Annotated in this window: 13 protein-coding genes and 2 pseudogenes; 5 read left to right on the plus strand and 10 right to left on the minus strand. The window is 60.0% G+C overall.

Translation table 11 applies throughout. The features are described 5' to 3' along the window. Window positions 1-66: 66 nt before the first annotated feature. From CWM58_RS09395 to CWM58_RS09410, 4 genes are all read left to right on the plus strand, one after another. A complete protein-coding gene (locus CWM58_RS09395) occupies window positions 67-660 on the plus strand; it encodes a non-oxidative hydroxyarylic acid decarboxylases subunit B (protein ID WP_002915099.1) in 594 nt (197 codons plus the stop codon). Then, window positions 660-2,087: a non-oxidative hydroxyarylic acid decarboxylases subunit C gene (locus CWM58_RS09400; RefSeq protein ID WP_100631349.1), complete on the plus strand. Its 1,428-nt coding sequence runs from the start codon at window positions 660-662 to the stop codon at window positions 2,085-2,087. The genes CWM58_RS09395 and CWM58_RS09400 overlap by 1 nt, the downstream gene beginning before the upstream one ends. 10 nt (window positions 2,088-2,097) lie before the next feature. Next, a complete protein-coding gene (locus CWM58_RS09405) occupies window positions 2,098-2,334 on the plus strand; it encodes a non-oxidative hydroxyarylic acid decarboxylases subunit D (protein ID WP_061153527.1) in 237 nt (78 codons plus the stop codon). Between the two features lie 346 nt (window positions 2,335-2,680). Further along, the gene (locus CWM58_RS09410; RefSeq protein WP_009485527.1) at window positions 2,681-2,812 is read left to right on the plus strand and encodes a Hok/Gef family protein; all 132 of its coding nucleotides are present in this window, start codon (window positions 2,681-2,683) and stop codon (window positions 2,810-2,812) included. A 118-nt stretch (window positions 2,813-2,930) separates the two neighbouring features. On the opposite strand, the gene mutS is transcribed toward CWM58_RS09410, so the two are convergent. From mutS to CWM58_RS09450, 9 genes and pseudogenes are all read right to left on the minus strand, one after another. Further along, window positions 2,931-5,492, minus strand: a complete 2,562-nt coding sequence (gene mutS / locus CWM58_RS09415; RefSeq protein ID WP_040968832.1) for a DNA mismatch repair protein MutS — start codon at window positions 5,490-5,492, stop codon at window positions 2,931-2,933. Window positions 5,493-5,760: 268 nt separating this feature from the next. Then, window positions 5,761-6,108: a DUF1493 family protein gene (locus CWM58_RS09420; RefSeq protein WP_008806210.1), complete on the minus strand. Its 348-nt coding sequence runs from the start codon at window positions 6,106-6,108 to the stop codon at window positions 5,761-5,763. Further along, window positions 6,093-6,226, minus strand: a pseudogene (locus CWM58_RS29250) (STM2901 family protein); the annotation flags it as partial. The pseudogene CWM58_RS29250 and the gene CWM58_RS09420, both read right to left, overlap by 16 nt. Continuing rightward, window positions 6,226-6,294: pseudogene (locus CWM58_RS09425) on the minus strand (type VI secretion system tube protein Hcp); the annotation flags it as partial. The pseudogenes CWM58_RS09425 and CWM58_RS29250, both read right to left, overlap by 1 nt. A gap of 279 nt (window positions 6,295-6,573) precedes the next feature. Then, window positions 6,574-7,353, minus strand: coding sequence for a heme ABC transporter ATP-binding protein (locus tag CWM58_RS09430; RefSeq protein ID WP_100680802.1), 780 nt, complete (start codon window positions 7,351-7,353; stop codon window positions 6,574-6,576). Continuing rightward, a complete protein-coding gene (locus tag CWM58_RS09435; protein WP_100680803.1) occupies window positions 7,346-8,341 on the minus strand; it encodes a FecCD family ABC transporter permease in 996 nt (331 codons plus the stop codon). Before CWM58_RS09435 ends, CWM58_RS09430 begins: the two co-directional genes overlap by 8 nt. Beyond that, entirely contained in the window at window positions 8,341-9,159 is an 819-nt protein-coding gene (locus CWM58_RS09440; protein ID WP_100680804.1) for a heme/hemin ABC transporter substrate-binding protein, read from the minus strand. Before CWM58_RS09440 ends, CWM58_RS09435 begins: the two co-directional genes overlap by 1 nt. Beyond that, a complete protein-coding gene (locus CWM58_RS09445) occupies window positions 9,156-10,187 on the minus strand; it encodes a hemin-degrading factor (protein WP_100680805.1) in 1,032 nt (343 codons plus the stop codon). The genes CWM58_RS09440 and CWM58_RS09445 overlap by 4 nt, the downstream gene beginning before the upstream one ends. Window positions 10,188-10,258: 71 nt before the next feature. Further along, window positions 10,259-12,622, minus strand: a complete 2,364-nt coding sequence (locus CWM58_RS09450; RefSeq protein ID WP_100680806.1) for a TonB-dependent receptor domain-containing protein — start codon at window positions 12,620-12,622, stop codon at window positions 10,259-10,261. Between the two features lie 215 nt (window positions 12,623-12,837). On the opposite strand from CWM58_RS09450, the gene CWM58_RS09455 reads away from it, so the two are divergent. Continuing rightward, window positions 12,838-13,131 carry a SelT/SelW/SelH family protein gene (locus tag CWM58_RS09455; protein WP_002915045.1) on the plus strand — a complete coding sequence of 98 codons (294 nt, stop codon included), beginning with the start codon at window positions 12,838-12,840 and terminating at the stop codon, window positions 13,129-13,131. 39 nt (window positions 13,132-13,170) lie between these two features. Here CWM58_RS09455 and CWM58_RS09460 read toward each other — a convergent pair whose 3' ends face one another. Further along, window positions 13,171-14,880 (minus strand): thiamine pyrophosphate-requiring protein, encoded by a 1,710-nt coding sequence (locus CWM58_RS09460; protein WP_100680807.1) that lies wholly within the window; start codon window positions 14,878-14,880, stop codon window positions 13,171-13,173. Window positions 14,881-14,902 lie beyond the last annotated feature (22 nt).

The raw sequence follows: 14,902 nt of genomic DNA on the forward strand, positions 1-14,902 counted from the left end.
ATCGCAGTCCGGAGAGGGTAATTTAAATATAAAGTTCGTGTACGAACAAGTTGAGTGAGGTCTGGAATGAAACTGATTATTGGGATGACGGGGGCCACCGGGGCTCCGCTTGGGGTGGCATTGCTGCAGGCGCTACGTGATATGCCGGAGGTGGAAACCCACCTGGTGATGTCGAAATGGGCCAAAACCACCATCGAGCTGGAAACGCCCTGGACAGCGCGCGAAGTGGCCGCGCTGGCGGACTTTTCCCACAGCCCGGCTGACCAGGCCGCCACCATTTCATCAGGTTCATTTCGTACCGACGGCATGATCGTTATTCCCTGCAGTATGAAAACGCTGGCAGGCATCCGCGCGGGCTATGCCGAAGGGCTGGTGGGCCGCGCGGCGGACGTGGTGCTCAAAGAGGGGCGCAAGCTGGTGCTGGTCCCGCGGGAAATGCCGCTCAGCACGATCCATCTGGAGAACATGCTGGCGCTGTCGCGCATGGGCGTGGCGATGGTGCCGCCGATGCCAGCTTACTACAACCACCCGGAGACGGTTGACGATATCACCAATCATATCGTCACCCGGGTGCTGGATCAGTTTGGCCTCGACTATCACAAAGCGCGTCGCTGGAACGGCTTGCGCACGGCAGAACAATTTGCACAGGAGATCGAATAATGGCTTTTGATGATTTGCGCAGCTTTTTGCAGGCGCTGGATGACCAGGGACAACTGCTGAAAATCAGTGAAGAGGTAAACGCCGAGCCCGATCTGGCGGCGGCCGCCAATGCGACCGGACGCATCGGCGACGGCGCCCCGGCACTGTGGTTCGATAATATTCGTGGCTTTACTGACGCCCGCGTGACGATGAACACCATCGGCTCGTGGCAGAACCATGCCATCTCGCTGGGCCTGCCGCCTAACACGCCGGTGAAAAAGCAGATTGATGAATTCATTCGCCGCTGGGATAAATTCCCGGTGACGCCAGAGCGCCGCGCCAACCCGGCGTGGGCGGAAAACACCGTTGATGGCGACGATATCAACCTGTTCGATATTCTGCCGCTGTTCCGCCTCAACGATGGTGACGGCGGTTTCTACCTCGACAAAGCCTGTGTCGTATCACGCGACCCGCTTGATCCTGACAACTTCGGTAAGCAAAACGTCGGTATCTACCGCATGGAAGTGAAAGGCAAGCGCAAGCTCGGCCTGCAGCCGGTGCCGATGCATGATATCGCGCTGCATCTGCATAAAGCGGAAGAGCGTGGGGAAGATCTGCCGATTGCCATCACCCTCGGTAACGACCCGATTATTACCCTGATGGGCGCCACGCCGCTGAAATACGATCAGTCAGAATATGAAATGGCTGGCGCGCTGCGCGAGAGCCCGTATCCCATCGCCACCGCGCCGCTGACCGGCTTTGATGTACCCTGGGGTTCGGAAGTGATCCTCGAAGGGGTCATTGAAGGGCGTAAGCGTGAGATCGAGGGGCCGTTCGGTGAGTTTACCGGCCACTACTCCGGCGGTCGTAACATGACGGTAGTGCGTATCGACAAAGTCTCGTATCGCAGCAAACCGATTTTTGAATCGCTCTATCTCGGTATGCCGTGGACCGAAATTGACTATCTGATGGGGCCGGCGACCTGCGTGCCGCTGTATCAGCAACTGAAGGCCGAGTTCCCGGAAGTACAGGCGGTCAACGCCATGTACACCCATGGTCTGCTGGCGATCATATCCACCAAAAAACGCTATGGCGGTTTTGCCCGCGCGGTGGGCCTGCGGGCGATGACCACTCCGCACGGCCTCGGCTATGTGAAGATGGTGATCATGGTTGATGAAGACGTTGACCCGTTCAACCTGCCGCAGGTGATGTGGGCGCTCTCCTCGAAGGTTAACCCGGCGGGTGACCTGGTGCAGTTGCCGAACATGTCGGTCCTTGAACTTGACCCAGGCTCCAGCCCGGCGGGCATCACCGACAAACTGATTATCGACGCCACCACCCCGGTTGCGCCGGACCTTCGCGGCCACTACAGCCAGCCGGTGCAGGATCTGCCGGAAACCAAAGCCTGGGCTGAAAAACTGACCGCTATGCTGGCCAACCGTAAATAAGGAGAAAAAGATGATTTGTCCACGTTGCGCCGATGAAAAGATTGAAGTGATGGCGACGTCGCCGGTGAAAGGGGTCTGGACCGTGTATCAGTGCCAGCACTGTCTTTATACCTGGCGAAATACCGAGCCGCTGCGCCGCACCAGCCGCGAGCACTATCCGGAAGCGTTCCGGATGACGCAGAAAGATATTGATGAGGCACCGCAGGTGCCACACGTACCGCCGCTATTGCCGGAAGATAAGCGTTAATGAAAGGGGCCCGCTAAGTCGGGCCTTTTTTATATTTAGTACAATTATAGAAGCTATTTTTTCATTAAATTAAAAAATTACGTGAAGGGTTAATATACTGGGATAACTTTGCGAGCCTGCTTCCAGATTATTATAAAATCCGTCTGATTAATTCCTTGCAGATAAATTTCACGTCCTGACGAGTATAGAATAGTGGCGGGTGCTTGAGGCTGTCTGGCCTTGAGCATTACCAGGACCCCAGACAGACGAAAGCCCCAGGAGATATTTCTATCAACTGAGGCTAGCGAATGAACATAGACAATTCAGATGTTAGTCTCTTCTTTGCAGGGAGGCAAAATATGCCCTTGTGGCAATCATCGTACTCTGTATTACGGTACTGGGATTTACGCTGTTGGTTCACAGCTCACTATGCGAGCTGAGTATTAAAGAGCGTAATATTGAGTTTAAAGCTGTTCTCGCTTACGAATCGAAGAAGTAGCATCCGCGCGGGGGCAACCCCGCGTATGGGTTGTCAGGACGCATCCTCTTGCACCCATTTTTGGTTTGCTAAAACGGCAGCGCTGAGCGGCGCTGCCGTTTTTCACCTTAATGGGTTGCTAAACCAGGCTTTTCAGACGGTAGATCCACTCCAGCGCCTGACGCGGGGTCAGAGAGTCCGGATCAAGATTCTCCAGCGCCTCAACCGCAGGCGAGGTCTCTTCCGGGGCGGCGAGCAGCGACATCTGCGTGCCGTCGACCTGGGTCGCCGCCGCGTTGGGCGAGATGCTCTCCAGCTCGCGCAGTTTCTGCCGCGCGCGCTTGATCACCTCTTTCGGCACCCCGGCCAGCGCGGCGACCGCCAGGCCATAGCTCTTGCTGGCCGCGCCGTCCTGCACGCTGTGCATAAAGGCGATGGTATCACCGTGCTCCAGCGCGTCGAGGTGAACGTTGGCGACGCCTTCCATTTTCTCCGGCAGCTGAGTGAGCTCGAAGTAGTGGGTGGCGAACAGCGTCAGCGCCTTGATTTTGTTGGCCAGACTTTCCGCACAGGCCCATGCCAGCGATAGCCCGTCGTAGGTGGACGTGCCGCGGCCAATCTCATCCATCAGCACCAGGCTGTGTTCGGTGGCGTTGTGCAGAATATTGGCGGTTTCAGTCATCTCCACCATAAAGGTCGAGCGGCCACTGGCCAGGTCATCCGCCGCGCCGACGCGGGTAAAGATGCGATCGATGGGTCCGATCTCGACCTTCTGCGCCGGGACGTAGCTGCCGATATAGGCCAGCAGCGCAATCAGCGCGGTCTGGCGCATATAGGTACTTTTACCGCCCATGTTCGGCCCGGTGATGATCAGCATCCGCCGCTGCGGCGCCAGCTGCAGCGGGTTGGCGATAAACGGCTCTTTCAGCACCTGCTCGACCACCGGATGGCGGCCTTCGCTGATGCGAATACCTGGCTTATCGCTAAAGGTCGGGCAGCAGTAGTTCAGAGTTTCCGCACGTTCCGCCAGGTTGACCAGCACGTCCAGCTCGGCCAGCGCGCTGGCGCTGGTTTGCAGGTCGGCGAGATGCGGCAGCAGCAGGTCGAACAGCTCGTCATAAAGCTGTTTTTCCAGCGCCAGCGCTTTGCCCTTGGAGGTCAGCACCTTATCTTCGTATTCCTTCAGCTCAGGAATAATGTAGCGTTCGGCGTTTTTCAGCGTCTGGCGGCGCACGTAGTGGATCGGCGCGAGGTGGCTCTGGCCACGGCTGATCTGGATGTAGTAGCCGTGGACGGCGTTGTAGCCGACTTTCAGGGTATCGAGGCCCAGCCGCTCGCGCTCGCGGATCTCCAGCTTATCGAGATAATCGGTGGCGCCATCGGCCAGCGCCCGCCACTCGTCCAGCTCTTCGCTGTAGCCTGGGGCGATAACCCCGCCGTCGCGGACCAACACCGGCGGCGCGTCGATCACCGCGCGCTCCAGCAGTTCGCGCAGTTCGGTGAACTCGCCCATTTTCTCACGCAATTTTTGCACCGGCTGACGGTCAACGTCGGCCAGCAGCTCGCGCAGCAGCGGCAACTGCTGCAGGGCATGGCGCATGCGGGCCAGATCGCGTGGACGGGCGGTACGCAGCGCCAGACGCGCCAGAATACGTTCCAGATCGCCGACCTGGCGCAGTACCGGCTGCAGCTCGGTATAGCGCTCCTGTAGCGCGCCGATGGTTTGCTGGCGTTCAACCAGCACGGCGGTATCGCGGACCGGCATATGCAGCCAGCGCTTGAGCATCCGGCTGCCCATCGGCGTCACCGTACAGTCGAGTACCGAGGCCAGGGTGTTGTCGGTGCCGCCGGCGAGATTTTGGGTAATCTCGAGGTTACGGCGGGTGGCGGCATCCATAATGATGCTGTCCTGCTGGCGTTCCATGGTGATGGAGCGAATATGCGGCAGCGAGGTACGCTGAGTGTCTTTGACATACTGCAGCAGGCAGCCGGCGGCGCACAGGCCGCGCGGGGCATTTTCCACGCCGAAGCCGACCAGATCGCGGGTGCCGAACTGCAGGTTTAGCTGCTGGCGCGCGGTGTCGATTTCAAATTCCCACAGTGGGCGACGGCGCAGACCGCGGCGGCCCTCGATCAGCGACGATTCGGCAAAATCTTCCGCATATAGCAGTTCCGCCGGATTAGTACGCTGCAGCTCTGCCGCCATGGTTTCACGGTCGGCCGGTTCACTCAGGCGAAAGCGCCCGGAGCTGATATCCAGCGTCGCGTAGCCAAAGCCTTTGCTGTCCTGCCAGATAGCGGCCAGCAGGTTGTCCTGACGCTCCTGTAGCAGCGCTTCATCGCTGATGGTGCCCGGGGTGACGATACGCACCACTTTACGCTCGACCGGTCCCTTGGTGGTGGCCGGGTCGCCAATCTGCTCGCAAATGGCCACCGACTCGCCCTGATTGACCAGTTTGGCGAGGTAGTTCTCCACGGCGTGGTGGGGGATGCCGGCCATCGGGATGGGTTCGCCCGCGGAGGCGCCGCGTTTGGTCAGTGAGATATCGAGCAGCTGTGACGCGCGTTTCGCATCGTCATAAAACAGCTCGTAAAAATCCCCCATCCGGTAAAACAGTAGAATGTCAGGATGTTGCGCCTTCAGCTTGAGATACTGCTGCATCATCGGCGTGTGGGCGTCGAGATTGTCAATTGTGCTCATGGGGTGTTATCCAGATCCCTGATTTGAAATGGCTGCGATTTTGTTGTTGTCGTCGTTATCACATGGATGAGACATGATAACGGAGATGGGCAGGTGAGGGAAACCGACGAAAGCACGCGGCGCGATCCGGATTCCAGTTGCAGAGGGGGCGGGGTACCGTCACAGTGATTGAATCACCGCCACGCGATCATCTTCATGCATTACGTTCGCCGTCGATGTTGTTCTGCCTTCTGGCCGCAGACCTCGTTACGACAACGGCTTGTGGTTGCTAGTCGTAAAGCCATTTACCTGCTTTTGCTGATTCGGCAAACATTTTGATGGTTAAAGGTTTACGCGTTTTTTCTACATCTTCCCGTTTTACTTTAAACCACCGAGTTAGCATTGGCGTATTCTCCCAAGGGAAATAACACGACCATTTAACACTGGAAAGATCAACATTAAATTTTTGTTCAAATTTATTTAAAGCGTCATGCAGATCGTCGCCGGGAGCATCAAATAAGTCATAATCAAGTTCCAATGGGATTTCTTTCCAATTTTTATCTAAACGGGTTGAGATCTCATCTTTAAACAAGTCTAAAACTTGATCTTGAATGCTTTTCATTAAAAGGATGTCCATTGTATACGGTCTTTGGGGCGAGCTATTGGTTTGTATTTTCGTGAGTTTTCCTTGAAGCTTGATAAATTGAGTTTACAAGTCCTATCCAACCTAACCACGGAACATAACGGGCGATAACACATCACAACCACCTTTGATTAGTGCCCCACCGTCGTCGTATATCCACATATTACCCGGAATAGCCATGCTTCTTCTTCCCTCTATTGTCATTAGTAAGAAAAACAGTGTATCGAGTTGATTAAGCGCAGTAAATAATCAATGTGTCGTTTTTGGATTGATGGGGGAAATATCTTCTCTGTAATGATGATTTATATTTAAAAATAGCTGTCGTAAATATTCTATTGGGTTATAACACCATTGATATAGATTTTAAATATAAATGACCCTCAATAATATAATGCAGGCAATTATTGCCCGAAAGCGTAAGCGCGGCGCGATCCGGATTCCAGTTGCGCCGCGCGGGGATTATGGCGCCAGATAAACCTGGGGGGCCGCGTTGTCCGGATGATGGCCGAGGCGGACATCCGCCCCGTACCAGCGATGGATAACCGGCTGCTGGATCACCTCCTGCGGCGTGCCCTGGGCGACCAGATGTCCCTGGTGGAGCAGCAGGATGCGGTCGGCCCACAGGGCGGCGAGGTTAAGGTCATGCAGCACTACGCAGACGTGCAGTTGCCCGCCGGCGGTGAGCCGTTTGAGCAAACGCAGCAGGTGCTGCTGATAGTAAAGATCCAGCGCCGAGGTGGGCTCATCGAGAAACAGCCAGCCCTGCGGCGCGCCGTCGCGCCACAGCTGCGCCAGACAGCGGGCCAGCTGCACCCGCTGCTGCTCGCCACCGGAGAGGCCGGGATAGCGGCGACCGGCAAGGCCATCGCAGCCGGTGACGGCCATCACCGCCGCCAGCACCGCCGGATCCGCCGTCGCGCCCCACGGTGAGCGTCCCATGGCAATGACCGTTTCCACCGTCCAGTCGGCCTGCAGGGCCGTTCGCTGCAGCATGACCGCCCGCCGGCGCGACAGCGCCTCGGGGGACCATGCCTCCAGCGGCTTGCCTGCAAGGCGGCGGGTGCCGCTGTCAGGGGTCAGATAGCCGGTCAACAGCCGCAGCAGAGTGGATTTCCCGGCGCCGTTCGGCCCGATAAGCGCCGTCATCTCGCCGCCGCGCAGCGCGACGGAGACGTTGTCGATGATCTGCCGCTGGCCGAGGCGAAGCGCCAGCCCCTGGGCGCAGTATTCATTAACCATGTCTGGAGTTCTCCCGACGAAAGACCAGCCACAGAAACCAGGGGGCGCCCAGCAGGCTGGTGAGCAGACCGACCGGTATCTCCGCCGGCGCCGCCACGGTGCGAGCCAGGGTGTCGGCCAGCAGAAGCAGGATCGCGCCGGCCAACAGCGAGCCGGGGATCAGTCCGCGATGGTCCGGCCCCAGCCACAGGCGCATCAGGTGCGGTACCACCAGGCCGATAAAGCCGATGACTCCGCTGATGGCCACCGCGGCGGCCACCAGCACTGCGCTGCACAGCAGCAGCCAGCGCTGTAGCGCCTGCACGTTGACCCCGAGATAGTGTGCCTCTTCATCGCCAAGCTGCAGCAGATTGAGGCGGGACGCCATCCACCACACCGCCAGCGCCGCCGGGATAATCAAGGTCGCGGCCACCAGCAGCGTCGGCCATTCGGCCTGGCCCAGACTGCCCATGCCCCACAGCGACAGCTGGCGCAGCTGGGCGTCATTGCTCAGCCAGGACAGGACGCCGACCAGCGCGCCGCACAGCGCGTTGATGGCGATCCCCACCAGCAGCAGGCGCGACAGCGAACCCTCCTCCGCCCGGCTGAGGATGAAAATCACCACCATCACCGCCAGGCTGCCAATAAACGCCGCCAGCATCGGCATGTACAGGGCGATCAGCCCCGTAGTGGAGAACGGAAGCACCAGCCAGCTGGCCACCGCCAGCGCGGCGCCGCTGCTGATGCCCAGCAGGCCCGGGTCGGCAAGCGGGTTGCGAAACAGCCCCTGCATCACGCAACCGGAGAGGGCCAGCGCCGCGCCCACCAGCAGGGCCAGCAGCACCCGCGGCAGACGGATACTCAGCCAGATGTGGCGCAGCATCTCATCCCCGGAAGGCAGCAAGTTGACCAGCGGCAAGCGCATGGCGCCGAGGGTGGTGGCAAACAGCGTCAGGAAGACCAGCAGCAGCGTCATCAACAGCAAACGGCGGGCGAGGGCAGGGCGCATCAGGGCAACTGCTCCGCTTTGTTTCGCAGCGCGATTATCGCCTGCGGTGTGCGCGGCCCGAAGCCCAGCAGGGCCATATCGTCGATCGTCAGCAGCTGTTTATGACGCCCCGCCGGGGTCTGTGCCAGACCGGGCAGTTTCCACAGCCCAGCTTCGCCGCCCATCCCTTTGAGACCATCGGCGGAGATCACCACCAGATCCGCCTGGCTGGCGGCGACCCCTTCCTGCGACATGGCGCGATAGTGGTCGAAGCCCTGCATCGCGTTCTGCAGCCCGGCGGCGCGAATGGCGCCATCGGCCGCGGTGTGCTGTCCGGCCACCAGGGTATTCATTCCGCCGTGGCTGAGAATAAACAGCACCCGCTTAGCAACCGGCTGCGTTGGAATGGCGGCGATCTGCTGCTGAAGCTGCTGGCGCAGCGCGTTGCCTGCCGCCGTTTTGCCTAACGCTTCGGCAATGACAGCCACTTTGTTATCGATCGCGGACAGACTTTCGCCGCCCGGCACGTTAACCACCTTCACCCCGCTCGCCTGTACTTTGTGTAAGACCAGCGAGGGCTGCGCCTGGGCGCTCGCTAATACCAGCTGCGGGCGTAACGCGAGGATCCCCTCGGCGTTCAGCTGCCGCAGGTAGCCGACGTCCGGCAGCTTTTGCGCCGCCGGGGGCCAGCTGCTGGTGCTGTCCCGCGCCACCAGGCTCTGTTCTGCGTCAAGGGCATAGACGATCTCAGTGACATCTCCGCCGAGGGTGACGAGCCGCTCAACGGCGGCGTGGCTCAGCAGCGGGAAAGCGATGAAGAGCAGTAACCAGCGCATCATGCGGGCAGCCCTTCACGAGTCAGGCGATCTACCTGCTGGCGCCATTGCGCCTGCTCGGGGTGGCCCTCGCTGCGCTGGCCATAGAGCTGGGCAATCTGGGTGCCGTCTTTGGCGAACAGTTCGACGCTGGTGACGTGTCCGTCCGAGGTCGGCTTGCGGGTCACCCACACTTCATCGAGGCTCTCTTCGCGCAGATGCAGGGTAAAAGTGGTATTGAAGATATTTAGCCAGCCGCGCATGGGGGCCAGCTTTTCCAGGGCGCCGGTGAAGATCTGCACGCAGCCGCGATTGCCGACGAAGATCATGATTTCATTGCCCTCCTGGCGCACCGTCTCCAGCAGCGACGGCAGCGCATGGCGATCCACGCGGCAGGCGAGGTCGTCGCTCACCAGACGGAAGGCCTGCTGGCGGGAAAGCTGATATTTACGCAGCAGACCGAAGAACTGGTGAACGTCGGTCATCGCGCGCCAGTCGTTCTCCAGCGCGGCACCGTCGGCGGTATCGGCATATTTCACCGGCTCCAGCGGGCGCAAGGCCAGCGGTGCCGGCACCGCCACCCGATGTTCCGCGATCAGGGTGTCCCAGGCCGCCATGTCGGTCTGCGTGGTCGCATAGACTTTCAGCAGGGCGTCGCCATGGTGGTCGAAAAACTGGATGCTCTGACGACCATTATCGTTCAGATGGAAGGCGCTGGCCCACTGGCTGAGGAACAGGCGCAGATCGAGCGCGCGCGGGTTCAGCACCAGCCCGGCGTGGCCGCTGAGGTGCTGGTGCGTGAACTGGCCCACCTGCTCATGCACGGCATACTCGTTGCGGCAGAAGCATTTGGTTTCGCCGACGCGCTCCAGGGCGGCAATCAGCGCCCGGGCGTCATCGCTCAGGCGCACGGCATCGTGGCCGAGGCGGGCGGCGGTCAGCTCGGCTTCGCTGATCCCCATTTCCGCGGCGATATCGCGGGCATATTTCGCGGTACTGGCCGCTTTGGTGGCCTGGTAGCGCTGCCACAGGTCAGGGTGTGCATTTGGCATAATCATATCCTTCTCGACGATGAATATCCCCGGCCGGCGGGCCGGGGGCAGGTGCGTTATTATTCGGGCAATCAGAAGTCGACGTTGACGCCCAGCTGCCAGGTGCGGCCCGGCATCACCGCCAGCGCTTTATCGTTGGCGTCCTGGTTGGTGCCGGTCTCGATATTGCGGCTGCTCAGGTAATCCCAGTATTTACGATCGGTGAGGTTGTAGACCCCGCCATTGAGGCGCACGTTTTTCGCCACCTGCCAGTACGCGGTCCAGTCCAGCATGCCGTAGCCCGGCACGCGCATATAGTCGCTGCTGGCATCGGTGATGGTGGATCCGCTGTTGCTGTAGCTTTCGCGGTTGGTGGCGGTCGCCTGTTTCCCTTTGACAAAGGTCGCCGTCAGGGCGGTGCCGTAGCGTTTCGCCGGATCGTCCCATGCCACGCCGACGATGGCTTTCATCGGCGCCACGCTGTCGAGGTCGACGTATTTATCGCCGCTGTAGCTGGATTTCGATTTCCCTTCGCTATAGCCGAGGGCGAGGGTGGTGCTCAGGCCGTTCACCTGCTCAAACCAGGTGCCAAAGTTAAATTTGGTGCTGATCTCACCGCCGTAGATATAGGCTTTATCGCGGTTTTCCGCCTGATAAATGGTGTAGATGTTCGACGGCACATTCGTGAACTGGCCCGGATTATTGGCGCGGGTATAGCGGGTATAGGCGATAAAGTTCTTATAGCTGTTGTAGAACAGCGCCGTGCGCACGGTGATGCCTTCGGTGACTTCCCCCTTCAGCCCCCACTCGAGATTATCGCTGGTTTCCGTCTTCAGATCGGTATTGCCGATCAGGGCATATTGCTGGCTACCGGCGTAGCTGGAGCCGAGGTTCCAGGAGCCATACAGCTGGCTGGCGTTGGGGAACTGCGCGCCGCGCTGGTACTGCAGGTAGGTCATCAGGCGCGGGGTGAGGTCGTACTGGAAGGTCAACGACGGCAGAACCTGGGTATCGCTGTTTTTGCCGTACAGATTCGCCACCGATGATTCGCTCAGCACGCTGCTGTTAGCGGCAAGGTCGGACAGATTTTCCGGCTTAGTCGATTGATGCACCACGCGCACGCCGGGAATAATGGCGAAGTTGTGGCTATCGAGATCGAAGTTGATCTTATCCTGGACAAAGCCGCCGAGGGTGTAGCTGCGGCTGTCTGCCTCCGGCTGCATGATTTCGCTGTAAACGCTGGGGATCGGCGACTGGCTGAACGGCCGCTGGGTTTTGCTGGTGCTGGCGTTGAAGCCGGCGCTCAGATCGTGGCGGCCCAGGGTTTTCGCCAGCGCGGTCTGCAGGCCCCAGGTGTCGGTGTCATAGTTGGAGTTCACCGTCTGCATTCTGCGGGTGACGCTGTCCGGCATATAAGTCCAGTCATGGGCTTCGGTATGCTGGTAGTAGATTTTCGTGGAGACGCTGTCGAGGTAGTCGTTCATCGGCGTCCAGTCATCCTTCAGGCTCAGGCCCCAGCGCCGGGTCTGGCTGGTCTGGTTGGCGGTGCCGATGGTGCTGTTGCCGCTGGAGTCCCAGGTATCGTAGTGGGTGTGGTTGGTTTTATGGTAATAGTCGAAGGTGCTGGTCAGCTTGTGCTCATCGTTAGGCTGCCAGATCCCGGAGGCCAGAAAGGCATCGGAATGCCAGTTCGCCGGGTAGGCGTCGACGGTGCCGCTGTTGTTTTCGGTTTCCTGACCGTCACGGCGGCTGTAGACCAAAATGCCGCGCAGGAACTCATCGCCGCCGGCGACGGTCACCCCGTTGTGCCAGCTGCGATCCGCAGAGTCGTAACCGCTGCGGTAGCCGAAGGCGCTGGTCTTGCCCGGGCGCAGGTAATCATCCGCCGATTTCGGGCGGAAGGAGACATTCCCCCCGATAGCGCTGTTGGCCGTTTCCGTCGAGGTGGCGCCGGACTGGATATCCACGCTGCCGTACATATACGGGTCGATATAATCGCGGCCAATGCCGAAGGTGTTGAGCCCGGCGCGGCCGACGTAGCCGCGGCCGGTGGCGTTGGGTTGGGCGATACCGTCCACGTCGATGCCGACGCGGTTGCTCTCCATACCGCGAATGTTGTAGCCGGTGTAGCCCCCGCGGTCGAAGCCGCTTTTACCGTTGCCGGAGCCGCCGCTGGCGCCGGTGGCGCTGATGAGCGGCTCATAGCGCATGATAGAGCCAAAATCGTTAGCGCCTTTATCCTCCAGCTCCCGAGCGCTGATGCTGTGTTCGCTACCGGCTTTCTGCACCGGTGCGGGAGCGGTAACGGTCATTTGTTCCGAGGTGTCATCCACCGCCTCGCCGCTAACGGCGGAAGTGTCTGCTGCGATGGCAGAAGTCTGATAAATTGCTGCAAGCAAAGAGGTCACCAGCAGGCGTTTTTTACACCATGCTGCTGACGGAGTCGATTTGTACATAGTCGCCACGCCTTGATCGTTATTAGTATCGGCTCACGCGTTACTTCCAGAGTTGCAGGTTGCTCCGTCTTTTCCGTTGCGGATGGGGTCTTACTCCATTTGTTGATTGCGAATGGTAATGATAGGTATTATCGTTTGCAACAAAATAATCATGTGTTCTTCATTTAAACTGCACTTTGTTTACAATTTGCCCTTTCAGCCTGAGCGAGACGACGATGAACTCAAAAGCGGCCATCACCATCACCTACTGTTCCCAGTGCAACTGGATGCTGCGCGCCAGCTGGATGGCGCAGGAGCTGTTACATACCTTCAGCACCGACATCGCCTCGGTGACGCTGGTGCCGGGGACCGGCGGGATCTTCACGATCGATGTCGACGGTCAGCAGATCTGGGAGCGCAAGCAGGATGGCGGTTTTCCGGATGCGGCCGAGCTGAAACGCCGGGTGCGCGATGTCTGCTTCCCGGAGAAGCCGCTGGGCCATGTGGATAAAGGTGATCAGAAGGGGTGACAACCCCCTCCGGGCGACAAGCGCCCGGAGGAGAAGCCGTTAGCGGGCTAACTGCACGTCAACCAGCACGCTTTGTCGGCGGGTGCGTATGAGGGTGACCGCTTCTTCCAGCACGCCGGGGAGATCCTCGGCCCGGGAAACCGACAGGGCCGCCGCGCGGCTGGAGGCGGCGATCGCGGCGAAATCCGGCGAGGTGGTAAAGGCGGTGGCCGGAATGGTCTCCGCGCGGGCGGCGTAGCCGTCCGGGTAGAGCGCTTTGGTGCCGCCCGCGACGGCGCCCCATCCGCCGTTATTTCCGACCACGACGAGGACGGGGAGCTTCATTACCTCCGCAATATGGTGGCAGACCGCAGGGTTGGCGAACAGGTACGAGCCGTCGCCGACGGCGGCAATAATCAGCTCTTCCTGGCGCGCAAGCTGCAGCCCCAGTGCGATAGGCAGGGCTTCGCCCAGGCCGCCGGCCAGCGCTTCCTGGTAATAGCTCTCGGCATGGATCAGCCCGGCAAATTGTGGCAGCGTGGTCAGTTCAGAAACGATCCGGCCGCGGTGTTGATTCGCCAGATGGCCGAGGCAGTAGCTGAGCCAGGGTTTGGTAATGACCCCGGTCTGGCTGGCATGGAGAAGCGCGTCGCGCTGGTTTTTCTTTTGCTGGATGCGGTTCTGCGTATATGCCGCCCGCTCCGCCACATGCCGCTGGCGGGCGGCCTGCAGTGGGTGCAGCGCCTCCTCCAGCAGACCGAAGACTTCATCGGTCTCGCCCGCCAGGTTGATGTCCGCGCGATAGCCGCGCACCGGGTAGCGGGAGAAGAGCGGATCGGGGCCCATCTGGATCACGGTGCAGTCCTGGCGACAGTCGCCCTCGGCGATCATCCATGGCGCCTGCGAGTCGACCACCAGAATCACATCGGCGTCGGCGAGCCAGACGCTGGGATCAGCCCCGGCGAGCAGTGGATTATCGGCGCTCAGGGTCACCTCGGTACCCCAGTATTCCACCAATGGGATCGCCCATTCGCGCACCAGGCTATTGAGGCGCGCAAAGCCACCCGCCGTTCGGGCGCCACGCTGGGCGAAGATGACGGGATGCCTGGCGCAGGCGATTGCCTCGGCGGCGCGGGCGATATCTTCCCGGACTGGCGCATAGCGGACCGGCTGCTGCGAAGGACCGGCCTGCAGCGCGGCCTCATCAATGGCAAAGGTCTCGCACAATGGCTCGCGCGGTAAGCTCAGGTAGACCGGCCCTTTCGGCAGGGAGCTGGCAATCGCCCAGGCCCGGTCAACATGCTCGCCGATCTGATCGGCCAGCCGCAGTTCAAAATCCCACTTCACGGATTCACGGATCAGCGCCGCCTGGTCGCGCATCTCCTGGCCGTAGCCAATCGGCGTATTGCGGCAGCCGAAGTGGGAATGTTCGCTAATCGGCGTGCGGCCGCCAAAAATCAGCACCGGAATATTGCTGTTGGCGAGATTGATGACGCCGCAGGCGGCGTTGGCTAACCCGACGTTGGTGTGAACCATCACCGCCTGCACCTTGCCGGTGCCGAGGTAGTAGCCGTGCGCCATGCCGATGGCGGCGTTTTCATGCGGGCAGATCACCAGCTCGGGTACCTTTTGCCCGGTCGCCCGGGCCTTTGCCCAGGCTTCAATAACCGGCGGATAATCGGTGCCCGAGTTAATAAAAATATATGCCACGTCCAGCGCCTGTAGCCGATGCAGTAACAATTCTGCAGCCGATAATGTGATAGAGGCCATATTCTCTCCGTATTCACGCGAT

Origin of the sequence: Klebsiella sp. H-Nf2 (assembly GCF_002806645.1) — a bacterium.
Lineage (GTDB): Bacteria > Pseudomonadota > Gammaproteobacteria > Enterobacterales > Enterobacteriaceae > Klebsiella > Klebsiella variicola.

Bases quoted from the DNA above. Each gene is read 5' to 3' on its own strand.
- CWM58_RS09395 (WP_002915099.1), top strand. From the start codon at position 67: ATGAAACTGATTATTGGGATGACGGGGGCCACCGGGGCTCCGCTTGGG.
- CWM58_RS09400 (WP_100631349.1), top strand. From the start codon at position 660: ATGGCTTTTGATGATTTGCGCAGCTTTTTGCAGGCGCTGGATGACCAG.
- CWM58_RS09405 (WP_061153527.1), top strand. From the start codon at position 2,098: ATGATTTGTCCACGTTGCGCCGATGAAAAGATTGAAGTGATGGCGACG.
- mutS (WP_040968832.1), bottom strand. From the start codon at position 5,492: ATGAGCACAATTGACAATCTCGACGCCCACACGCCGATGATGCAGCAG.
- CWM58_RS09420 (WP_008806210.1), bottom strand. From the start codon at position 6,108: ATGGACATCCTTTTAATGAAAAGCATTCAAGATCAAGTTTTAGACTTG.
- CWM58_RS09430 (WP_100680802.1), bottom strand. From the start codon at position 7,353: ATGGTTAATGAATACTGCGCCCAGGGGCTGGCGCTTCGCCTCGGCCAG.
- CWM58_RS09435 (WP_100680803.1), bottom strand. From the start codon at position 8,341: ATGCGCCCTGCCCTCGCCCGCCGTTTGCTGTTGATGACGCTGCTGCTG.
- CWM58_RS09440 (WP_100680804.1), bottom strand. From the start codon at position 9,159: ATGATGCGCTGGTTACTGCTCTTCATCGCTTTCCCGCTGCTGAGCCAC.
- CWM58_RS09445 (WP_100680805.1), bottom strand. From the start codon at position 10,187: ATGCCAAATGCACACCCTGACCTGTGGCAGCGCTACCAGGCCACCAAA.
- CWM58_RS09450 (WP_100680806.1), bottom strand. From the start codon at position 12,622: ATGTACAAATCGACTCCGTCAGCAGCATGGTGTAAAAAACGCCTGCTG.
- CWM58_RS09455 (WP_002915045.1), top strand. From the start codon at position 12,838: ATGAACTCAAAAGCGGCCATCACCATCACCTACTGTTCCCAGTGCAAC.
- CWM58_RS09460 (WP_100680807.1), bottom strand. From the start codon at position 14,880: ATGGCCTCTATCACATTATCGGCTGCAGAATTGTTACTGCATCGGCTA.